Source organism: Achromobacter sp. Root170 (genome assembly GCF_001428165.1).
GTDB lineage: Bacteria > Pseudomonadota > Gammaproteobacteria > Burkholderiales > Burkholderiaceae_B > Achromobacter > Achromobacter mucicolens.
Genome location: NZ_LMHN01000001.1, coordinates 1,137,258 through 1,157,328 on the forward strand (window position 1 = coordinate 1,137,258; position 20,071 = coordinate 1,157,328).

Genomic DNA, 20,071 nt, shown 5'->3' on the forward strand with positions numbered 1-20,071 from the left:
GATGAGCAGCACTACGCAAACCCTGGGCGCCGACCTCGCCCCGCCCGGCGCGCAAAGCGGCGCCTGGGCCTGGATGCGGTCGCGCCTGTTCTCCTCGCCGCTCAACATCCTGATCACCGTGCTGCTGGCATGGTGCCTCTTGATGGCGCTGCCGGCGCTGGTGGAATGGGCCTTCATCAAGGCCAGTTTTGACGCCACCAATGCGCAGGAATGCCGCGCGGCCGGCGGCGCGTGCTGGGCGTTCATCATCGAAAAGCACCGGCTCATCCTGTTCGGCACCTATCCATTCGACGAGCAATGGCGTCCGCTGATCGCCACCGGCATCCTGATCGCGGTGATCGTGGCAAGCGGCATGCGCCGTTTCTGGAACGGCAAGCTGGCGCTCATCTGGACGCTGGGCCTGGCGGCGGTGGCCGTGCTGATGTGGGGTGGCGTGTTTGGCCTGACCTACGTCGAAAACGCCCGCTGGGGCGGCCTGCCGCTGACCCTGATCCTGGCCACCTTCGGCATCGCCTTCGCGTTTCCGGTCGGCGTGCTGCTGGCCCTGGGCCGCCGGTCCAAGATGCCGGCGATCAAGGCGCTGTGCGTCGTGTACATCGAGCTGATCCGCGGCGTGCCGCTCATCAGCCTGCTGTTCATGTCGTCGGTCATGCTGCCGCTTTTTCTGCCGGAAGGCTTCACCATCGACAAGCTGTTGCGCGCGCAGATCGCGATCATCATGTTCGCCGCGGCCTACATCGCGGAAACGGTGCGCGGCGGCCTGCAGGCCATTCCGAAGGGCCAGTACGAAGGCGCGGATTCGCTGGGCCTGAACTACTGGCAGCAGATGCGCAAGATCATCCTGCCGCAGGCGCTCAAGATCGTGATCCCGCCGCTGGTGGGCATCTTCATCAGCCTGTTCAAGGACACGTCGCTGGTCGTCATCATTGGCATTTTCGACCTGACGCTGGCGGCCAAGGCAGCCCTGTCCGACGCGGCGTGGCGAGGTTTCGGGGTGGAGGCCTATCTCTTCATCTCGCTCATCTACTTCGTCTTCTGCTATTCCATGTCCAAATACAGCCGCGCGCTCGAGCAGCGCCTGGCCACCGGGCACGCCCGGTAAACCCGAAGGAGAACAGGCATGTCCGATGCCATCATTCGTCTGCAGGACGTGAACAAGTGGTACGGCCAGTTCCACGTGCTGCGCAACATCAACCTGAACGTCGCCCAGGGCGAGCGCATCGTGGTGTGCGGCCCGTCGGGCTCGGGCAAGTCCACGATGATCCGCTGCATCAACCGGCTGGAAGAGCACCAGAAGGGCCAGATCATCGTCGACGGCACCGAGCTGACCAGCGATCTGAAGCACATCGAGACCATCCGCCGCGAGGTCGGCATGGTGTTCCAGCACTTCAACCTGTTCCCGCACCTGACCGTGCTGGAAAACCTGACGCTGGGGCCCATGTGGGTGCTCAAGCAGTCGCGCGCCCAGGCCGAGGCCACCGCCATGAAGTATCTGGAGCGCGTGCGCATCCCGGATCAGGCCGCCAAGTTCCCCGGCCAGCTCTCGGGCGGCCAGCAGCAACGCGTGGCGATCGCGCGGTCGCTGTGCATGAACCCGAAGGTCATGCTGTTTGACGAGCCCACCTCGGCGCTGGACCCGGAAATGGTCAAGGAAGTGCTGGACGTGATGGTGACGCTGGCGCAGGAGAGCGGCATGACGATGATCTGCGTGACGCACGAAATGGGCTTTGCGCGCAAGGTTGCCAACCGCGTCATCTTCATGGACCGCGGCGAGATCATCGAAGAGAACAACCCCGACGATTTCTTCGATCATCCGCAGAGCGAGCGCACCAAGCTGTTCCTGAGTCAGATCCTGCACTGAGGCGGCGAATAGTCGCCCCCGTCAGATCCTCAAGCCGCCTTCACTAGGCGGCTTTTTCGTGGGCGTGCGCCGGCGTGGTCAGAAGCGGTGGCGCATGCCCACCGCGTACTGGGACTGATGCCAGGACGGATCGTCCCAGGCGCCGCGCATGTAGCCGTAGATGGCGTACATGTTGGTGCGCTTGGACAGGTCGTAGACGTAGCCCGCCGAATAGATCTGCTGGGTATGCGTGGCGCCATCGCGCTTTAGTGCCCCGCCGCCCGGCAGGCTGCCCTGCCACGACGCCATCACGGTGCTCGCACCATTGCGCCAGGCAGCGCCCGCCATCACGCCGTGCACCGTGCTGCCCGGGAAGTACACCCGCTGACCGGGTGACTGGACCGCCGGGATGGTTGAGCCGTTGCGCATCACCGACCAGCCGGCATAAAGCGTGAACGCATCCACCGTGGCGCGGCCGGCCAGCGTGTAAGCGTAGGGCCGGCGGTCGGCGCCTGCCCGGGTCATGGCGGCCGATTGCGCCGTGCCGTCCGCCCAGCTTGCGCCTTCGTAGGTGGCGGCGATCGAATAGCCCGGCTGGTCGAACACCACGGCGGCGCTGTATAGCTTGTTGGTGGACGCGGTCTGGAAGCTGCCCGCGCCGTCGTAGTCCAGGCTGGCATCGACGCCCGCGCGCAGCCCGCCGACAGAGGGGCTCCAGTAGGCCACCATGTTGTCTGCGCGATTGGCGTTGTACGGCAGCAGCGCGGTCTGTGCGCCGGTGATCAGGTAGGACGCCAGGAACGCGTCGTAGTCGGCCAGCGTGGCCGACGACACCGACGTCTGCCGGCCAAGCCGAAGATCGCCAAAACCGCCCGACACGCCCATCCACGCCGCGCGCCCGAACAGGCGCCTGCCCTGCGCCGAGTTGCCGTTGTTGGCAAGAAAGCCGCTTTCAAGCTGGAAGTTGACCCGCAGGCCATTGCCCAGGTCTTCGCTGCCGCGCAGGCCCCAGCGCGACCCGGACTGCACGCCGGACTGCATGTTGATGGCCGTCCCGCGCTCCTGCGTGGAAAAGCCCGCGATGCTCAGATCCACGACGCCATACAGCGTCACGGCGTTCTGCTGGGCGTGCGCAGCCCACGGCGCCATCAATGCCGCAATGCCCGCGGCCCCCTTGCGCACCAACATCGCCGGCCTCACAGGTACTTGAGCCAGGCGATATCGCGGCGCGCCGCCTTCAGGCGTCCGAACCAGCGCACGGGCCAGAACAGCGCCACCGCCAGCAGGATCGAGATCAGCCACACCGCGCCCATGCCGTCCACACCGAAATACTTGCCCTGGTTCAGGCCCCACATGGCTTCGCCGCCCAGGTACAACGCTTTCAGGACATACAGGTGCAGCAGATAGAAAAACATGGGCGCCGCGCCAAAGACGCACAGCGCTCGAACCCACGCCGCCGACTGCGCGCGCTCGATCAGCACCAGCAGGCACAGTCCCAGCCCCAGCGTCAGCAGCAGGAACATCAGCGACGGCGGGTACTTGGTGATGTTCAGAAAGCTCATGGCCGTATGCAACGCGTCGTCATGCACCGACCATTTCTGCGATTGCCCATACCCGTTGATCGCCCGCAGCACCACGAAACCCGCCACGGCCGCCAGCCCGGCCGCCCACAAACGGCGTTGACGCAGGGCCGCATCGGCGCCCGGCTGGAACCACGGGCCGGCGGCATAGCCCAGCGCAATCACGCCGATCCAGGGCAGCAACGGGTACGAGGTGCGCAGGCGCAGCGTGTCGCTTACTTCGATCCAGCCGCGGTCATGCAGCACCGCCCACGGCACGTGCAGGGCGTGACCTGCCGCGAAGTGAAGGGCATCGAGCGCGTTATGGCCGGCAACCAGCGCCACGCCGGTCAACACCAGCGCCCAGCGCGGCAGCCACAGCAAGGCCGCCAGCGACAACATGGACAGGCCGATCACCCAGATCACCTGCAGGTACACAACGGAGGGCGGAAACTGAAAGGTCCACGCGAAGTTCACGACGATGACTTCGAGCGCAATGAGGAACGCGCCCCGCTTTGCCAGAAACGCCGCGGTGGCGCCCCGGTTGCCGGCCTTGGCGCCATACAGCCAGGCCGACAGGCCCGTCAGAAAGACGAACACCGGCGCGCACAAATGCGCAATCAGGCGCGAGAAGAACAGGTCGGGCGGCGTGGCGGATACGTCCATCGGGTCGCCGACCTGGTGGTGCAGGAAGAACGTCTCGCGCACGTGGTCGAGCAGCATGATGACGATGACCAGGCCGCGTAGCGCGTCGATGGAGCGCAGCCGGGCAGCCGCGGGTTGGGAAATGAGAGAAGTCATGGGGAATGCGGAACTCGCGGCGACGCGCGCCGGGCGAAAAAAGCCAGAATAGTAATGTAATAACATTACTATTCCAAGACATTTTGTCCCTGTTTGGCGCGCTGGCGTGTTGCCCGCCCCCTCGCGCTGGCGGGCGCCGCCGTCTAGCGGGCCGGGGTGGGTGCGGGTCCTGCCAGGTCCACGCGGAACTGGCTACCCTGCCCGGGCCGCGAATGCAGCGACACGCGCCAGCCCTGGTGCTCGCAGATGCGTTGGACGAGCGACAACCCCAGCCCCAGGTTGCCATCGTCAGGCTGTCCGCCGCGCACGAATGGCTGGAAGAGCGACGCCTGCCGTTCCACGGGAATCCCCGGACCGTCGTCCTTGACTTGCACGAAATCAGGCCCCGCCGTGATGGCGACGCGTGCCTGCGGCCCGGCATATTGCAGCGAATTGCGGATCAGATTGGACAGCACGGCGCGCAAGAGCGGCGCCGGAAACAGCAAGGCGGGCTCGTCGCCGCCGGCGGTCTCCAGCGTCAACTGCATGCCGCGCCGCTGCGCCACGGGCGACCAGGCTGCCAATTGGCCGCGCGCGGTGTCCGCGGCGCTTTCGCGCGGAAAAAGGCCGGCGGCATCGCCCCCGCGCGCCAGCATCAGATACGTGTCCAGCCGTTCACCCATGTCGGCGGCGGCCGCTTCGATGCGCGCCAGCCGCGCCCGGCCCGCCGCGTCCAGACCATGTTCTTCGCGCAGCAGCTCGCACGAACTGGAAATCACCATCAGCGGCGTGCGCAACTCATGCCCCACATCGGCGGTAAAGAGCTGCTCGCGCCGCAGCGCCTGCTCAAGCTGGTTGTAGGTCGAGTCGAACGCGGCCGCGAGCTGGCCGATCTCGTCCGGCGGATAGTCTTCGGCCAGCCGGGTCTGCGGCGGCTGCGCGCCGCGTGTGTTGACCTGCGCGGCCAGCCGCGCAAGCGGGCGCAGCAGGCGGCGGGTGGCCACGATGCCCAGCACGAACGCCAGCGCCAGACTGGCCGCCAGCCCCGTCACCGCGGTCAGGTGCGAGGCCGACTGGTTCTGCTCGTACTCGGTGTAGTCGCGCAGCAGCATGTAGCGCTGTCCCTCCAGGTCGTCGACCATCACGTGCCACACGCGGCCATTGCGCTCGATCTTGTGAAAGCCCGGCGCCAGCGGCTGCAGCCAGTCGGGAAACGCCGCGCCGCCTGGATCGCCATGAAAGAACCGGTTGGGCCGGCCCGGGTCGATTCCGGCCAGGAAATCGCCCCGCACCCGTTCCACCGCCATGCCCATGTCGATGCGTTGCAGGTGGGCTTCCAGCTTGCCCACGCTCCAGACCGACAGCCAGGTCAGAAGCCCCGCCACCAGCAGCGCAAGCGCAAGGTAAGTCAGCACGAGGTGGCGTGCCACTCCGCGGCGCGCCGGGCGTCTGCCGCGATTAGCCATCGTTGGCGGCCCGCAACTGGTAACCGATGCCATGCACCGTGTGCAGCAGCGGCGTGTCATAGGGTTTGTCGACCACGTGGCGAATCTGATGAATGTGGGTGCGCAGGCTGTCGCTGTCGGGCGGGGAGTCGCGCCACAGCGCCTCTTCGAGCCGCGTGCGATGGACCACCGCCGGACTGGCGCGCATCAGCAAGGTCAGCAATTGCAGCGGCGACGGCGGCAGGCGCAGCGGCTGACCTGCCCGCGCCAGCGCCAGGGTGCCCGTGTCCAGCGTCAGGTCGCCCACGCGCAGGACTCGCGCCGCGCCCGCCCCGCTGGCGCGATGCAGCAGCGCCTTGATCCGGGCGGCCAGTTCGGCCAGCGCAAAGGGCTTGACCAGGTAATCGTCGGCCCCCGCGTCAAATCCCGTCAGCCGGTTGTCCAGCGTGTCGCGCGCGGTGACCATGATGACGGGCGTGTTGCACGCCGCCTCGGTGCGCAGCCGGCGGCAAAGCTCGTAACCGTCCAGCCGCGGCAGCATCAGGTCCAGCACGATCAGGTCGAATTCGCCCGTGGCCGCCATCGCATAGCCGCGCTGGCCATCCTCGGCGCAATCCACGATGTAGCCGCGGCGCGTCAGGTGATGCGTGATATTGGCAAGGATGTCGGGGTCGTCTTCGATGACGAGAACGCGCATGGCGAGACAGCTCGGGGAACAACAATCAATCTCACATTGTAGAGGCCGAGGCGTGGGATGCCGGGTGTCGGATGCCGGGTGTGCAGCGCCTGCACCACAGGCTCGGCGCGTCTTAACGAATTCTTGAGACGGGTTGTCGGACACTGCCCGGCGATAAGAATGGTTCGCGTTAACCGCAACGCGCGGCCAACGCCCCATAAGGATTCGCCATGCGCCCGATTGCCCTCTTCCGTGCGGCCGTGACCGCCGCCGCCCTGTTCTGCGCCCTGCCCGCCTCCCATGCACGCGAGGTCACCGACCTGGCCGGCCGCGTCGTGACGGTGCCCGACCACCCGCGGCGCATTCTGCTGGGTGAAGGCCGCTTTGTCTTCGCGATGGCGCTGCTGGACCGGCACGATCCCGTCGCGCGCGTGGTCGGCTGGCAAGGCGAGCTCAAGCAGCAGGACCCCTATTCTTGGAGCCAGCTCGTCAAGCGCTTCCCGCAAGCCGCCCAGGTTCCCTTGATCGGCAAGACGTCGGAAGCCAGCGTCAGCCCGGAAAAAATCGTTTCGCTGCGGCCCGACGTGGCGATCTTCAGCGTCAGCGGTCACGGTCCGGGCCGCAACAATCCCATGATTCCCGCGTTGCAGGAAGCCGGCATTCCGATCGTGTTCATCGATTTCCGCCAGCACCCGGTACGCAACACGGTGCCCAGCCTGCGCATCCTGGGCCAGGCTCTCGACCGGCAAACGCAGGCCGAGGCCTACATTGAGTTCTACGAGGAGCGCCTGGCCCGCGTGCGCGAGGTGGTGGATGCGGTGCCGCAGGCGCAGCGGCCGCGCGTCTTCGTGGAAATGCTGGCGGGCGTGTGGCCCGCGTGCTGCCACACCACCGGCAACGGCAGCTTTGGCGACCTGCTGGAAGCAGCCGGTGGCGTCAATGTGGCCGCGCCCGTGCTGCCCGGCGCCATCGGCGACGTCAGCCTGGAATTCGTCATCAACGCCAAGCCCGACGTCTACATCGCCACGGGCAGCCGGTCGGAGCCGGGCCGTCCAGGCCTCTTGGCCGGGCCCGGCGCAGATCCCAAGGTCTCTGCCGGCAGCCTGTCCACGCTGCTGGCCCGCGACGGCATCCGCGACCTGGATGCCGTCAAGCAACATCGCGCCTTTGGCATCTGGCACGCCTTCTACAACTCGCCCTACAACATCGCCGCCATCGAGGCGATGGCCAAGTGGCTTTACCCCGAACGCGCGGCGGCGCTGGATCCGCAAGGCACGCTGGACGCGCTGTATAGCCAGTTCCTGGACCTGGACAGCACGGGTGCCTTCTGGACGCCCCCGTCCGCGCCTGCGAAGTAGACCGACATGACCGATATCGCCACCGCTACGCCACTACGCACGGCGTCCGTCCCCGGCGACCCCATCGCCACGTATCGGCGCGCGGTGCGCAAGCGCCTCTTGTTGACCGCCGCGCTGGTGCTGGCCATCGTGGCCAGCCTGCTGGCCGACATCGCGAGCGGACCCGCATCGCTGTCCCTGCCCGAGCTGCTGCGCACGCTGCTGCACCCCGACGCGTCGGACACCGGCACGCGCGTCATCGTCTGGCAGTTCCGGTTGCCCTACGCGCTGATGGCGCTGCTGGTCGGCGTTGCGCTGGGTCTGGGCGGCGCCGAGATGCAGACCATGCTGGACAACCCGCTCGCCAGCCCCTACACGCTGGGCGTCTCGGCCGCGGCAGCCTTCGGCGCGTCGCTCGCCATCACGCTGGACTGGCATCTACCGCCGTTGCCGGCCGGCATGACCGTGTCCGTGTCGGCTTTCGCCTGCACCCTGCTGTCGGTGCTGGTGCTGGAGCGCGTGGCGCGCTGGCGCGGCGGGTCCACGCTGGGCGTGGTGCTCTTTGGCATCGCGCTGGTGTACTCGTTTCAGGCGCTGGTGATGCTGCTGCAGTTCGTCGCCAGCGAGGAAGCGCTGCAGGGCATCGTGTTCTGGACCATGGGCAGCCTTGCGCGCGCCAACTGGACGACGGTCGGCGTCATGGCGGCGGCCCTGGCGGTGGCCATCCCGTTTTCGATGCGCGACGCCTGGAAGCTCACCGCGGTGCGGCTGGGCGAGGAGCGCGCGGCCAGCTTCGGCATCGACGTCAAGCGCCTGCGCGTGGTCAGCCTGCTGCGCGTCAGCGCGCTGGCGGCGCTGGCCGTGTCGTTCGTGGGCACGATCGGCTTCGTCGGCCTGGTTGCGCCGCACATCGCGCGGCTGCTGCTAGGCGAAGACCATCGCTATTACCTGCCGGGCAGCGCCCTGGCCGGCGCGCTGATCCTGTCGCTTGCGTCCGTGGCTTCCAAGACCGTGCTGCCCGGCGCGCTCATTCCGGTCGGCATCGTCACGTCGCTGGTCGGCATTCCCTTCTTTCTCACCATCGTCGTGCGCGCGCTCAAGCGCGCCTGACGGCATCCCATCGCACAAGGAGACACCCCGATGAAATTCCGCCTGACGCTGACCCTCGCGGCCCTGATGATCGCCGGTACGGCCCATGCCGCGCCCGCCGAGTGCAGCATCGACGTCGAAGGCCGGCCCGGCAAGCAATTCGGCCCTGACCACATCGTCGTGCCGGCAAGCTGCCAGGAATTTACCGTGCGGCTCATTCACACGGGCAAGAACAGCAAGGAAAAGGCCGGCCACAACTGGGTGCTGACCAAGACCGGGGACATCGACGCCGTGATGACGGACGGCATCCAGGCGGGCGCGAACAACGACTTCCTGAAGCCGCGAGACGGCCGCATCCTGGCCAAGACGCCGATGCTGGGCGGCGGGGAGACGGCCACCGTCACCTTCCCCGTCAGCCGCCTGCGCGCCGGCCAGGCGTACACCTACTATTGCTCGTTCCCCGCGCACGCGCAGCACATGCGCGGCACGCTGGTGCTGCAACCCTGACGATGGCGCAGCTACGCATCCAGGCGCTGTCCGCGGGCTACGGCGGACGGCCGGTGCTACGCCACGCCAGCGCCGGCCCCATGACCGAAGGCGCCGTCACCGCGCTGCTGGGCCCCAACGGCAGCGGCAAGTCCACGCTGCTCAAGACGCTGGCGGGCCTGCATCCGGTGATGGACGGCGCCCTCTGGCTGGACGGCGAAGACCTGGCGCAGGCCAGCGCCGCCCGCCGCGCCGAATGCGCGATGTACATGCCGCAGGCCCTGCCCAAGGGCGTGCACATGACCGTCTTCGAATCGGTGCTGGTGGCGGCGCGTTCCGGAAGGCACGGGCAACCCGGGCACGCGCTGATGGAGGACGCCATGGCGGTCATCACCGAGCTGGGCATTGCGCACCTGGCCAGCCGCCATCTGGACGAACTGTCAGGCGGACAGAAGCAGCTTGCCTCGCTGGCCCAGGCGCTGGTGCGGCGCCCGCGCCTCTTGCTGCTCGACGAACCGCTGTCCGCGCTTGATCTGAATTATCAGTTCCACGTGATGGACGTGCTGCGCCGCCAGACGCGCCTGCACCGTCTCATTACGCTGGTGGTGCTGCACGACCTGAACATCGCGCTGCGCCACGCGGACCACGCGTTGCTGCTGCACGCGGGCGCGATCGAGGCCGAAGGGCTGCCAGGCGATGTGGTAACGCCCGACACGCTGCGCCGCGTATACCGGGTGCGGGCACGCGTGGAGCATTGTCCGCAGGGACAGGCGCAGATCCACGTCGACGGGCTGGCCGAACGCTGAACCGGACCGGCGCGGCTTCAGCGGTATATATTCACCCCTCCCGCCATCCTCTGAGTCCGCCCATGACGAGCCGCCGCGCCCTCGTGTTTCTGCTCAGCCTGCTGGCCGCGCCCTCGGGCGCCGCGGTGGTCTATGACAATCACGGCCTTGTCGTCGACGTGGCAGCCGGCAGCCGCAGCGACTGGAATACCGGCCAGCGCCAGACGACGCGCGCCACCACCATCACGTTCCAGGGCAAAAGCCTGTGCGGCGCGGACGTCGGCGCCCTGCTCTTTCCGGGCAGCAATGTGCCGCAAGCCCGCGCGTTCTTCTGCCCTGGTCCCGTCGCCATTCTGGAAACCGACGCGGTGCTGGCATTCTTCACCAGTTCCAGCGCCAGCACCGTGCTCGCGCATCTGCAAGTGGTCAACGGTGCACTGCGCGCGCAGCGTCTACCCATCTCCGACAAGCCAGACCGCGACCGGACCCACGGCACGCGGTTCGAGGACGCCCGCCTGCCCGGATGGACGCGCGTGAATTCCGCCTGGAACGAAACCGTGATGATCCGGCACGCGCCGCTCAAGGCCATGAACCTCGGCCCGGGCAAGCTGCTGGATGTGGCGGGCGATGTGGCCTACCTGGCTATCCCTCCGGGCCGCGACGTCGTCGTGCTGCAACCGGCCACGCACGCCAAGGACGCCCACGGTTACCTGCAGTACGTGCCGGAAGTCAGCAAATTTGTGGATACGCCCCTGGCGTTTCGCGCGGTGCGCCTGAGCGACGCGCGTGAGCTGGCCCGCCTGGATTTCAAGGACACGTGCGTGGGCCTGCCTGCGCTGCAATTCGAACGGGCCGGCGCGAAGGCCGCTTCCGGCTCGTCGCCGGTCATCGCCTTTGACGAGGTGCCCGCGTGGCGCGCAAATGCGCTGGAACTGACCCAGGCGCAGGGGCGCGCGACGCTGCGTTTGAAGCCGGGCGTGGCATTGCCGCGCAAGGCCGGCTGCAGCGCTAGCTAAACGCCCTGCTGCTCACTCAGATCAGGAACTGGCGGTAGGCCTCGTTCCCCGTTTCCTCGGCATGCGCATAACCCAGTTGCCGCAGGAACGCATCCAGCGCCGCATCGTCGGCCACTGGCGCCTGGATGCCCACCAGCGCCGAGCTGAAGTCCGTGCCCTGATTGCGGTAATGGAACAGGCTGATGTTCCAGTTGGGCGCCATCGCCGACAGGAACTTCATCAGCGCGCCCGGGCGCTCGGGAAATTCAAAGCGGAACAGCCGTTCGCCGCCTGCCAGCGGCGAGCGTCCGCCGACCATGTAGCGGATGTGCTGCTTGGAAACTTCGTTGTTCGTCAGGTCGGTGGCCGAGAAGCCCTCGGCCTGCAACGCCGCCAGAATGTCGGCCGATTCACCGCGGCGCGCGATCTGCACGCTGACGAAAATGTGCGCGGTGCGCGCGTCGGCGATGCGGTAGTTGAATTCGGTCACGCTACGTTGCCCGATCACCTTGCAAAAGCGCCGGAAGCTGCCGCGTTCCTCGGGGATGGTCACCGCGAAGACCGCCTCGCGCGCCTCGCCCACCTCGGCGCGGTCCGCCACGAACCGCATGCGGTCAAAGTTCATGTTGGCGCCTGAAGTAATCGCCACCAGCGATTGCCCGCGAGCGCCTTCGCGCTCGACGTATTTCTTCAGCCCCGCCACCGCCAACGCGCCCGCTGGTTCGAGCACGCTGCGCGTGTCCAGGAACACGTCCTTGATGGCCGCGCATACCGAATCGGTGTCGACCAGGATCACTTCGTCCAGATGCTCGCGGCACAGGCGGAACGTCTCTTCGCCCACCAGCTTGACGGCCGTGCCGTCCGAAAACAGGCCCACGTCGGCCAGGATGACGCGTTCGCCCACGCGCAGCGACTGGGCCATCGCGCAAGAGTCCTCGGTCTGGACGCCGATGACCTTCACGCCGGGATGCACCGCCTTCACGTAGGTCGATACGCCCGCCGCCAGGCTGCCGCCGCCGATCGGCACAAAGATGGCGTGCAGCGGTTCGGGGTGCTGGCGCAGGATTTCCATGCCCACCGTGCCCTGGCCGGCGATCACATACGGATCGTCGAACGCGGGGACGAACGTCAGCCCCTGTTCCTGCGCCAGCATCTGCGCATGGGCATAGGCGTCGCTGTACGAATCGCCGGCCTGCACCACGGTGACGGTCGGACCGCCGTGGGCGCGCACGGCGTCCACCTTCACTTGCGGTGCGGTCTGCGGCACCACGATGATGGCCCGCACGCCCAGCTTGGCCGCCGAAATGGCGACGCCCTGGGCATGGTTGCCGGCCGACGCGGTGATCACACCGCGCTCCAGCGCCGCCCGCGGCGTGTTGCGCATCTTGTTATAGGCGCCGCGCACCTTGAACGAAAAAACCGGCTGGTTGTCTTCGCGCTTGTAGTGGACAGTGTTGCCGAGCCGGGCGGACAGGCCGCGCGCCAGGTCCAGTTCGGTTTCCCGGGCAATGTCATAGACCCGGGCGGTCAGGATCTGCCGCAGGTACTCCATGGGCGTGGCGGAGCCGGCCTGGAATTCCGAGGGTGCGTTGGGGGGGGTAGCGGACATGGTTTCTCTGCTTGGGTAGGCTTGCCCGGCAGAGGCGGCCACAAAAAACCCGCCTCGTGGGGCGGGTGGCTGTGACTGTTGCGGTCGCGCGCTAACCCACCATTCCAGGAATGATGGTAATAATCAGCGAAATGCGGACGGCGCGGAAATTCATGGGCGTTACTTTCCTCTCATCGCGCCGCTTTGTCAAACAGGAAAGTTGGGCTCGATCCGCATCGCATTGGCCGCCGCGCGCGATGCGTCCCTGAAATCTTGGGCATATGCATATTGCGTCGCCATCATGAAATGGAACCATTTCCCGGCGCAATGCGTAGCACGGTATTACAATGGAAAGTTCGTGGCGGTCGCACCTTCCAAGGCGGACCCGGATACGGCCCTTTCAATCGGGCCGGCCGGTCCAGTCAAACAATAGGACGGGCGGCGGTCATGTTGGGCGGACGGCTTGCCTGCGCGTCCCTCCATACGAACCCACTCTCGACAACATCTACCGGCGTACGCCGCATAGCATGTTCGGGTTTGCGCGTTAATCGCCTGAGCCGAACAGATTCAAGGATCATGTCTCTTACTCCGAAGATTATCTATACCCTCACCGACGAAGCTCCGGCACTTGCAACCCGTTCGTTGCTGCCCATCGTCCAGGCATTCGCCAAACCCGCAGGCATCACGGTCGAGACCCGCGACATTTCGCTGGCAGGCCGCATCATCGCCCTGTTCCCGGATTACCTCGAAGACGGCCAGAAGCTGTCCGACGCCCTGGCTGAGCTGGGCGCCCTCGCGGTCAAGCCCGAAGCCAACATCATCAAACTGCCCAACATCAGCGCCTCGATGCCCCAACTGAAGGCGGCCATCAAGGAACTGCAGGACCAGGGCTACAAGCTGCCGGATTACCCGGATGCCCCCGCCAACGACACCGAGCGTGACGTCAAGGCCCGCTACGACAAGGTCAAGGGCAGCGCCGTCAACCCGGTCCTGCGCGAAGGCAACTCCGACCGCCGCGCCCCGCTGTCGGTCAAGAACTACGCCCGCAAGCACCCGCACAAGATGGGCGCCTGGTCGTCCGACTCCAAGTCGCACGTCGCGCACATGAGCGAAGGCGACTTCTACGGCACCGAGAAGTCGGCCCTCATCGCCGAAGCCGGCGACGTCAAGATTGAACTGACGGCTGCCGACGGCACCAAGACCGTCCTGAAGGAAAAGACCCCGGTCAAGGCCGGCGAGATCATCGACGCCGCCGTGCTGTCGACCGCCAAGCTGAAGTCCTTCCTGCAGGCGCAGATCGACGACGCGCGCGCCAACGGCGTGCTGTTCTCGGTCCACCTGAAGGCCACCATGATGAAGGTCTCGGACCCCGTCATCTTCGGCCACGTGGTCTCCGTGTTCTACAAGGACGTCCTGGCCAAGCACGCCGACGTCCTCAAGCAGGCCGGCTTTGACCCCAACAACGGCATTGGCGACCTGTACGCCAAGATCCAGTCGCTGCCCGCCGACCAGCAGGCCGCCATCACCGCCGACATCGACGCCGCCTACAAGACGCTGCCGCAACTGGCCATGGTGAACTCCGACAAGGGCATCACCAACCTGCACGTGCCCAGCGACGTCATCGTCGACGCGTCCATGCCCGCCATGATCCGCGACTCGGGCAAGATGTGGAACGCCGAAGGCAAGCTGCAGGACACCAAGGCCGTAATCCCCGACCGCAGCTACGCTGGCGTCTACCAGGCCGTCATCGACGACTGCAAGCGCAATGGCGCGTTCAATCCGGTCACGATGGGCAGCGTGCCCAACGTCGGCCTGATGGCCCAGGCTGCCGAAGAATACGGTTCGCACAACAAGACCTTCGTCGTCCCGGCCGCCGGCACCGTGCGCGTCACCGACGCCTCCGGCGCCGTGCTGCTGGAGCAGGCCGTCGAGGCCGGCGACCTCTGGCGCATGTGCCAGACCAAGGACGCCGCGATCCAGGACTGGGTCAAGCTGGCCGTCACGCGCGCCCGCGCCACCAAGACGCCCGCCGTCTTCTGGCTGGACGAAAAGCGCGCCCACGACGCCCAGGTTATCGCCAAGGTCAAGCAGTACCTGAAGGACCACGACACCAGCGGCCTGGACCTGCGCATCCTCGACCCCGTCGAAGCCACCAAGTTCTCGGTCAAGCGCATCCGCGAAGGCCTGGACACCATCTCGGTCACCGGCAACGTGCTGCGCGACTACCTGACCGACCTGTTCCCCATCATGGAACTGGGCACCAGCGCCAAGATGCTGTCGATCGTGCCGCTGGTCGCCGGCGGCGGCCTGTTTGAAACCGGCGCGGGCGGTTCGGCGCCCAAGCACGTGCAGCAGTTCCTGGAAGAAGGCTTCCTGCGCTGGGATTCGCTGGGCGAATTCATGGCGCTGGCCGAGTCGCTGGACCACCTGGGCCGCACGTACAAGAACCCGACCGCCCAGATCCTGGCCAAGACGCTGGATCAGGCCACGGCCAAGTTCCTGGACGAAAACAAGTCGCCCGAGCGCAAGGTCGGCGGCCTGGACAACCGCGGCAGCCACTTCTATCTGGCGATGTACTGGGCCCAAGCCCTGGCCGCCCAGACCGAAGACCGCGCCCTGGCCGCCCAGTTCGCGCCCGCCGCGACCGCGTTCTCCGAAGGCGAGAACAAGATCCTGGACGAGCTCAAGGCAGCCCAAGGCAAGCCCGTGGACATCGGCGGCTACTACCAGCCGAACGAAGCCAAGGCCAGCCAGGCCATGCGCCCCAGCGCCACGCTGAACAAGGTGCTGGCCTCCATCGGCTAAGCGTCCCCTGCTTTGCCAGCCGGCGCAAGCTGGCTGGCAGACAAGAAACCGGCAGTCCCGTTGGGACTGCCGGTTTTTCTTTGGGCGCGCCGGATTCCTGCATTCGTGGGCGACCTCGGAGGGGTGCCCGACAGCCGTTGAGCCGCGGCTGCAGGCTGCTGATTGTCTTCCTAGGATGCCTGACACCTTGCAGCGCAATGTTGCCGATATCCAAAATCCGACTGACTTACGGGGGCTGCCCCGACCTCCTACTACGAATGCGCGAGTAAGTTCATTTCTCGCGGCCACGCAATAATGTGTGGCGCCTAACTGTACCCGTTAAGGGTACAGTTAGGAGTGTTCTGGAATGGTGGTGCTAAAGCGCAAATCTCTTACCCGGTGGCAGGCCGCCGAACGGTTGTCTGACGCCGTGCTGTGTGGCGCGGTCCGCGAAATGGAATGCGGCCTTGTTGTCGCCGATCTGGGTGGTCATCTGTACAAGCTTCGAGTGGCGCGCCCCGGAGGCGGCAAACGTGACGGCTACCGGACGCTGCTATCGGCCCGCATTGGAAGCCGATATGTGTTCTTGCACGGATATCCGAAAAGCGACAAGGCGAATATCACCGATGCAGAAAAGAAAGCCCTGCAATTTACAGGCAAGGTCTTTCTTGACCTGAAAGAAAGCGCCCTGTTAAGTGCCTTGCAGTCCGGCGTGTTAATCGAGGTGAACTGTGAGCAAACTCATTGAATCTCTGCGCGAAGATCTCGCCGCGCTCTACCATGCGGGGTCGATAGACAAAGTCACGATGCGGGACTTTGACGCTATCTGTCCTGCCCCCGTCCGGGATTTCAGTCCGGGCGATATTAAACGGCTGCGTGAAGATTTACGATTCAGCCAACCTGTATTCGCGCTGCACCTGCACACCAGCACTTCGACCGTCAAGAAATGGGAACAAGGCGACACGCGCCCTACCGGCCCTGCATTGAAGCTTCTCAATCTCCTGGCTGACAAAGGGCTGCACGCCATCCTTTGACGGCCGCCACCGCATCACACCCGCCCCGGCATCAACCTGTCCAGCCGCAGCCTTCCACGCTCATCGGTCAATCGGCGCATGGCGCCGTAGGCTGCGCCCATCGCTGCCATGCCGCTTGCGCCGCACAGCAGGAACATCAGCAGGATCTGGTATTTGGCCGCGTCCACCGGGTCCATGCCCGCGATGATCTGGCCGGTCATGATGCCGGGCAAGGTGATGATGCCCGCGGCCGACATCTGGTTGATGCTCGGCACGACGCCGCGCCGCACGGATTCTCGCAGCAGCGATGCGAACGCCTGGTGGACCGTGGCGCCCAGCGCCAGGCGCGCCTCGATGCCCAGCCGTTCGCGGCGCACGCCTGACAGCATGCCGTCCAGCGCCAGACTGGCGGCATTGAGCACGCTACCCAACACGATGCCCACCAGCGCGATGGTGTAGCGCGGGTCGTACCAGGGTTCTGGGCGCAACGCCGTGCTCAGGATGAACAGCGCTGTAATGAGCGTGGTGCTGGCCACCGCCAGCGTGCCGACCCAGCCGTTGCCGTGTCCGGTCAGGCGCGCCTTGGGCCGGGCGGCCACCTCGCGCGCGGCCAGCGCCATCATCACGGTCACCACCAGTGCCGTCAGCCATGGGGCGGCGTGGGCGAAAACGATGCGCAGGATCTGGCCAACCAGGAGCAGCTGCACCACCGTGCGTACCGCCGCCCACAGCACCTGCCTTTGCAGGTCCAGGCGCAGCGAGAAGGAAATGCCGGCGCTCAGCAGCACCAGCAGCGATGCGATCACCAGATCCAGCGCCTGCAGTTGGATTACGTCCATAGGGGCTCCATGCGGCCCTGCGTCATCCGCCAGCTTCGGCGCGCCAGACGGCCGGCCTGCTCGGCGCTGTGCGTGACGATCAGGATGCCGCCACCGCGAGTCAGAAACCGCGCCAGTTCGGCCTCGACCAGCGCCGTCGCGACCTCGTCCAATGCCGCGGTCGGCTCGTCCAGCAGCAGCACGCGCGGCTTTTGCAGCAGCGCGCGCACGAGCCCCATGCGTTGGCGCTCGCCCGTGGACAGTTCGTGGACCAGCGCATCGAACTTGTCCTCGGCCAACCCCAGCCGGCTCATGACGCCGACCGCCTCCGCGCGGTCCGCGTAATGCGCGGACACATGGTCATCCCACCAGCCGGCCTCGGCCTGGCAATACACCACCTGGCGCCGCCATTCAAAACCGCGCATGGCCGACCGGCGGCGGCCATCCAGCTCGGCCTCGCCGTGGCCGGGATCCAGGTCGGCGATCTGGCGCAGCAGCAGCGATTTGCCCGACCCCGACGCGCCGACCACGGCCGAGCACTCCCCCGCGGCCAGATCCAGGCTCACGGGCGCCAGGCGCTCGCTGTACAGGCCGCGCAGTCTGAGCAGCGGCGGAGCGTCAGAATCGGAGTGCGTGGAAACCGGCATGGGGGGCATGGGTATGCATCATATCGAATAGTCGGCGATCATCGAACGTCCAAGCCCTATAACGGCATACGCAAGTCGACTGATCATCTCAACGTGCAGGTATCATCAGTTCCGTTCACGCTTCTTACCCACGCGCGACGAACTCTCGGGGGCCCGCCCCGGCCGCAATTTCCAGCGGTGCGCATTGGCCAGCAATTGTGACTGAACGTCCGGCGGATAGTCAGCGACGGTAGTGAAAGCGGGCGCCGGCTTTCCCGGCTGGCCTGCCTCACGAATGACGCGCGGCCAACGTGGCCGCCAGCACAGCAACAANGGATAGTCAGCGACGGTAGTGAAAGCGGGCGCCGGCTTTCCCGGCTGGCCTGCCTCACGAATGACGCGCGGCCAACGTGGCCGCCAGCACAGCAACAACGAAGCCCAATGCGAGAGCCCGACGATAACGAATGCAGGCGAGATCAGCACGCAACCCAACCACGTCAACGGGCCGCTGTTGCGCAGAAACGGACCTAGCGCCTCGAACTGCGCCGTGAAGGCTGGCCAGGGCAAAGGCAGCTGCGAGCTGATGCGCGGTCTCTCGACAGCTTGCAGACCGCCCTCGTCCATGTACCGGCGGATGAATTCCCACTCNAAGGCTGGCCAGGGCAAAGGCAGCTGCGAGCTGATGCGCGGTCTCTCGACAGCTTGCAGACCGCCCTCGTCCATGTACCGGCGGATGAATTCCCACTCGGACTGCAGGTCGGATAGTCGGCTGCTTTGCCTTCCGATAAACACCGCGGTTGGAAAGGGCAGATCCGTGTTGTCACCGGGGTACCAGCCCATCACCAACCTCAACCCGGGAATTTCCTCTGTATGCACACCCTCCCAAGGCAGAACCAGAATCCCCCCGCAGCTTGCCGGCCGGTGAAGAAAGACTTGACGGGTGATTCGGTTGAAGCGAATCAGGAGATGGCGTGACGTGAGCATTTCAAGGCGAGTGAAGCGAAATGCATACTTGAAATACAGCCAGAGCGCTCCAGCCGTCACCGTGGTCCCCAAAAGAAAAGTGAACAGATCACCGATATATAGCTCTCGGCCAAAGGCGACTCCAGAGCCGGATAGGACTGCCCAAAGCAATCTTCCGTCTATGTCTATCCATGAACCCACCATGAAGTACATGAAGACGATCGTGAGCAGAGAGATGAATCCTCTCTTGTCTTCTAAACCACCGCAGCGCATTTCAAGGTATGCGTCGGTGCATGCATAGACCGGCCCCTTCGTTCTGGCCTGGCCGAACCGCTTCGCAGATTGGCGCGCGCGGTCCTCCACAAGGCAATCTTCATATGCCGGCTGAATGATTGGGATCGCCTGATTCTGGTATTCCTCGAGATTTTTCCTTAACCACGCGTCCGGTTTCAGACATACGAACCAAGAGATCCACTCAGCGATGTACATCAGATGATTTCCAAAAGCGCGCTATACAAGGCGGCCAACTCTTCTTCGGCATCCTTGTAAGTCTTCTCATACTTGAACTTCGGACCACGGTAGAGGGAACGCTTGCACCACTTTTCGAGGGCATCGTCATCAAATATCGTAATGACCACCGTAAAGGCGACTGTAATTAAGGTCCCACGAAGCAACACGCGCCGCATGAAAAGGATGACCGCTTGTCGAGCCAAAACTGCGGAGACGCGAGAAAACAAATTCCACCAGGCAGCGTATTTCGTCGTTATCGCGCGCTCGGCTAGCATCTTGATCATTGGGCGCGCCGCCGCAAGCGCCAGACCTGCTTGGCTGACTATCACGGCAGCGGCCAACTCCGCAGACCGCTAGCCATCTGCGTTAGCCCTGTGGACGAGGCCTTCATTGCCTTGTGACGCGTGGCGCAAGGCCTGGCGGCCCAGGCTGGCGTACCAGGCCAGGACTCCACCTGACAGTCCCGCATTGCTCGATTCGTCCGTCTCTTAGTACACGCTATCCGCCTCAGTTCGGGTGTTGATAGTGTTTGAGAAAAACTTTCTGTGGGCGGCGGGTGGAAGCCGCTCTTCCTCCTCACCCACGATGTTTTCCCTCGCGTGACGCATTCGCAGGGGCCCGTCCCGGCCGCAATTTCCAGCGGTGCGCATTGGCCAGCAACTGTGACTGAACGTCCGGAGGATAGTCAGCGACGGTAGTGAAAGCGGGCGCCGGCTTTCCCGGCTGGCCTGCCTCACGAATGACGCGCGGCCAACGTGGCCGCCAGCACAGCAACAA

Annotated in this window: 19 protein-coding genes; 10 read left to right on the plus strand and 9 right to left on the minus strand. The window is 65.6% G+C overall.

Annotated elements, in window-relative coordinates:
* The first annotated feature begins 1 nt into the window (after nucleotide 1).
* Entirely contained in the window at nucleotides 2–1,102 is a 1,101-nt protein-coding gene (locus ASD87_RS05255; protein ID WP_056318045.1) for an amino acid ABC transporter permease, read from the plus strand.
* Between the two features lie 18 nt (nucleotides 1,103–1,120).
* Nucleotides 1,121–1,861: an amino acid ABC transporter ATP-binding protein gene (locus ASD87_RS05260; RefSeq protein WP_056318048.1), complete on the plus strand. Its 741-nt coding sequence runs from the start codon at nucleotides 1,121–1,123 to the stop codon at nucleotides 1,859–1,861.
* Between the two features lie 78 nt (nucleotides 1,862–1,939).
* Here the strand turns inward: ASD87_RS05260 and ASD87_RS05265 are convergent, their stop codons facing one another.
* The 4 genes from ASD87_RS05265 to ASD87_RS05280 form a co-directional block, all read right to left on the minus strand.
* Nucleotides 1,940–3,028: a porin gene (locus ASD87_RS05265; RefSeq protein ID WP_056318052.1), complete on the minus strand. Its 1,089-nt coding sequence runs from the start codon at nucleotides 3,026–3,028 to the stop codon at nucleotides 1,940–1,942.
* An 8-nt stretch (nucleotides 3,029–3,036) separates the two neighbouring features.
* Nucleotides 3,037–4,200, minus strand: coding sequence for a DUF1624 domain-containing protein (locus ASD87_RS05270; protein ID WP_056318057.1), 1,164 nt, complete (start codon nucleotides 4,198–4,200; stop codon nucleotides 3,037–3,039).
* 143 nt (nucleotides 4,201–4,343) lie between these two features.
* Complete coding sequence (locus tag ASD87_RS05275; protein ID WP_056318060.1) at nucleotides 4,344–5,645, minus strand: HAMP domain-containing sensor histidine kinase; 1,302 nt, start codon at nucleotides 5,643–5,645, stop codon at nucleotides 4,344–4,346.
* Nucleotides 5,638–6,321, minus strand: coding sequence for a response regulator transcription factor (locus ASD87_RS05280; protein WP_056318063.1), 684 nt, complete (start codon nucleotides 6,319–6,321; stop codon nucleotides 5,638–5,640). The genes ASD87_RS05275 and ASD87_RS05280 overlap by 8 nt, the downstream gene beginning before the upstream one ends.
* 209 nt (nucleotides 6,322–6,530) lie before the next feature.
* Between ASD87_RS05280 and ASD87_RS05285 the strand changes: the two genes are divergently transcribed.
* The 5 genes from ASD87_RS05285 (at nucleotide 6,531) to ASD87_RS05305 (ending at nucleotide 11,013) form a co-directional block, all read left to right on the plus strand.
* The gene (locus ASD87_RS05285; RefSeq protein ID WP_056318065.1) at nucleotides 6,531–7,658 is read left to right on the plus strand and encodes an ABC transporter substrate-binding protein; all 1,128 of its coding nucleotides are present in this window, start codon (nucleotides 6,531–6,533) and stop codon (nucleotides 7,656–7,658) included.
* A 6-nt stretch (nucleotides 7,659–7,664) separates the two neighbouring features.
* The gene (locus tag ASD87_RS05290; RefSeq protein ID WP_056318068.1) at nucleotides 7,665–8,747 is read left to right on the plus strand and encodes an iron ABC transporter permease; all 1,083 of its coding nucleotides are present in this window, start codon (nucleotides 7,665–7,667) and stop codon (nucleotides 8,745–8,747) included.
* A gap of 30 nt (nucleotides 8,748–8,777) precedes the next feature.
* The gene (gene azu / locus ASD87_RS05295; RefSeq protein ID WP_056318070.1) at nucleotides 8,778–9,233 is read left to right on the plus strand and encodes an azurin; all 456 of its coding nucleotides are present in this window, start codon (nucleotides 8,778–8,780) and stop codon (nucleotides 9,231–9,233) included.
* A 2-nt stretch (nucleotides 9,234–9,235) separates the two neighbouring features.
* On the plus strand, nucleotides 9,236–10,018 hold the full coding sequence (locus tag ASD87_RS05300; RefSeq protein WP_056318072.1) for an ABC transporter ATP-binding protein: 783 nt from the start codon (nucleotides 9,236–9,238) through the stop codon (nucleotides 10,016–10,018).
* A 62-nt stretch (nucleotides 10,019–10,080) separates the two neighbouring features.
* Nucleotides 10,081–11,013 carry a hypothetical protein gene (locus ASD87_RS05305; protein WP_056318075.1) on the plus strand — a complete coding sequence of 311 codons (933 nt, stop codon included), beginning with the start codon at nucleotides 10,081–10,083 and terminating at the stop codon, nucleotides 11,011–11,013.
* A gap of 16 nt (nucleotides 11,014–11,029) precedes the next feature.
* Here the strand turns inward: ASD87_RS05305 and ilvA are convergent, their stop codons facing one another.
* Nucleotides 11,030–12,601: a threonine ammonia-lyase, biosynthetic gene (gene ilvA / locus ASD87_RS05310; RefSeq protein ID WP_082586195.1), complete on the minus strand. Its 1,572-nt coding sequence runs from the start codon at nucleotides 12,599–12,601 to the stop codon at nucleotides 11,030–11,032.
* Nucleotides 12,602–13,156: 555 nt separating this feature from the next.
* Here ilvA and ASD87_RS05315 point away from each other — a divergent pair.
* The 3 genes from ASD87_RS05315 (at nucleotide 13,157) to ASD87_RS26530 (ending at nucleotide 16,398) form a co-directional block, all read left to right on the plus strand.
* Nucleotides 13,157–15,385, plus strand: a complete 2,229-nt coding sequence (locus tag ASD87_RS05315) for an NADP-dependent isocitrate dehydrogenase (protein WP_056318083.1) — start codon at nucleotides 13,157–13,159, stop codon at nucleotides 15,383–15,385.
* A 346-nt stretch (nucleotides 15,386–15,731) separates the two neighbouring features.
* The gene (locus ASD87_RS05320; RefSeq protein WP_056318089.1) at nucleotides 15,732–16,112 is read left to right on the plus strand and encodes a type II toxin-antitoxin system RelE/ParE family toxin; all 381 of its coding nucleotides are present in this window, start codon (nucleotides 15,732–15,734) and stop codon (nucleotides 16,110–16,112) included.
* A complete protein-coding gene (locus ASD87_RS26530; RefSeq protein ID WP_082586196.1) occupies nucleotides 16,096–16,398 on the plus strand; it encodes a DNA-binding transcriptional regulator in 303 nt (100 codons plus the stop codon). The genes ASD87_RS05320 and ASD87_RS26530 overlap by 17 nt, the downstream gene beginning before the upstream one ends.
* 14 nt (nucleotides 16,399–16,412) lie before the next feature.
* Here the strand turns inward: ASD87_RS26530 and fetB are convergent, their stop codons facing one another.
* The 4 genes from fetB to ASD87_RS05340 all read right to left on the minus strand — a co-directional run bounded on the left by fetB (nucleotide 16,413) and on the right by ASD87_RS05340 (nucleotide 19,578).
* Nucleotides 16,413–17,216: an iron export ABC transporter permease subunit FetB gene (fetB, locus tag ASD87_RS05325; RefSeq protein ID WP_056318092.1), complete on the minus strand. Its 804-nt coding sequence runs from the start codon at nucleotides 17,214–17,216 to the stop codon at nucleotides 16,413–16,415.
* A complete protein-coding gene (locus ASD87_RS05330) occupies nucleotides 17,207–17,851 on the minus strand; it encodes an ATP-binding cassette domain-containing protein (RefSeq protein ID WP_369818497.1) in 645 nt (214 codons plus the stop codon). The genes fetB and ASD87_RS05330 overlap by 10 nt, the downstream gene beginning before the upstream one ends.
* A gap of 96 nt (nucleotides 17,852–17,947) precedes the next feature.
* Nucleotides 17,948–18,154 (minus strand): hypothetical protein (locus ASD87_RS27270; protein ID WP_235512610.1); only part of this gene is annotated, 207 nt, incomplete at its 5' end.
* A 1,118-nt stretch (nucleotides 18,155–19,272) separates the two neighbouring features.
* A complete protein-coding gene (locus ASD87_RS05340; RefSeq protein WP_056318097.1) occupies nucleotides 19,273–19,578 on the minus strand; it encodes a hypothetical protein in 306 nt (101 codons plus the stop codon).
* Nucleotides 19,579–20,071: the final 493 nt, after the last annotated feature.

Excerpts from the sequence above, each read along its gene's own strand:
- ASD87_RS05340 (WP_056318097.1), bottom strand. The coding sequence starts at position 19,578 with ATGATCAAGATGCTAGCCGAGCGCGCGATAACGACGAAATACGCTGCC.
- ASD87_RS05300 (WP_056318072.1), top strand. The coding sequence starts at position 9,236 with ATGGCGCAGCTACGCATCCAGGCGCTGTCCGCGGGCTACGGCGGACGG.
- ASD87_RS05275 (WP_056318060.1), bottom strand. The coding sequence starts at position 5,645 with ATGGCTAATCGCGGCAGACGCCCGGCGCGCCGCGGAGTGGCACGCCAC.
- azu (WP_056318070.1), top strand. The coding sequence starts at position 8,778 with ATGAAATTCCGCCTGACGCTGACCCTCGCGGCCCTGATGATCGCCGGT.
- ASD87_RS05320 (WP_056318089.1), top strand. The coding sequence starts at position 15,732 with ATGGTGGTGCTAAAGCGCAAATCTCTTACCCGGTGGCAGGCCGCCGAA.
- ASD87_RS05265 (WP_056318052.1), bottom strand. The coding sequence starts at position 3,028 with ATGTTGGTGCGCAAGGGGGCCGCGGGCATTGCGGCATTGATGGCGCCG.
- ASD87_RS05290 (WP_056318068.1), top strand. The coding sequence starts at position 7,665 with ATGACCGATATCGCCACCGCTACGCCACTACGCACGGCGTCCGTCCCC.
- ASD87_RS05330 (WP_369818497.1), bottom strand. The coding sequence starts at position 17,851 with ATGCCCCCCATGCCGGTTTCCACGCACTCCGATTCTGACGCTCCGCCG.
- ASD87_RS05270 (WP_056318057.1), bottom strand. The coding sequence starts at position 4,200 with ATGACTTCTCTCATTTCCCAACCCGCGGCTGCCCGGCTGCGCTCCATC.
- ASD87_RS05305 (WP_056318075.1), top strand. The coding sequence starts at position 10,081 with ATGACGAGCCGCCGCGCCCTCGTGTTTCTGCTCAGCCTGCTGGCCGCG.
- ASD87_RS05280 (WP_056318063.1), bottom strand. The coding sequence starts at position 6,321 with ATGCGCGTTCTCGTCATCGAAGACGACCCCGACATCCTTGCCAATATC.
- ASD87_RS05255 (WP_056318045.1), top strand. The coding sequence starts at position 2 with ATGAGCAGCACTACGCAAACCCTGGGCGCCGACCTCGCCCCGCCCGGC.
- ASD87_RS05285 (WP_056318065.1), top strand. The coding sequence starts at position 6,531 with ATGCGCCCGATTGCCCTCTTCCGTGCGGCCGTGACCGCCGCCGCCCTG.
- ASD87_RS05260 (WP_056318048.1), top strand. The coding sequence starts at position 1,121 with ATGTCCGATGCCATCATTCGTCTGCAGGACGTGAACAAGTGGTACGGC.
- ilvA (WP_082586195.1), bottom strand. The coding sequence starts at position 12,601 with ATGTCCGCTACCCCCCCCAACGCACCCTCGGAATTCCAGGCCGGCTCC.
- fetB (WP_056318092.1), bottom strand. The coding sequence starts at position 17,216 with ATGGACGTAATCCAACTGCAGGCGCTGGATCTGGTGATCGCATCGCTG.
- ASD87_RS05315 (WP_056318083.1), top strand. The coding sequence starts at position 13,157 with ATGTCTCTTACTCCGAAGATTATCTATACCCTCACCGACGAAGCTCCG.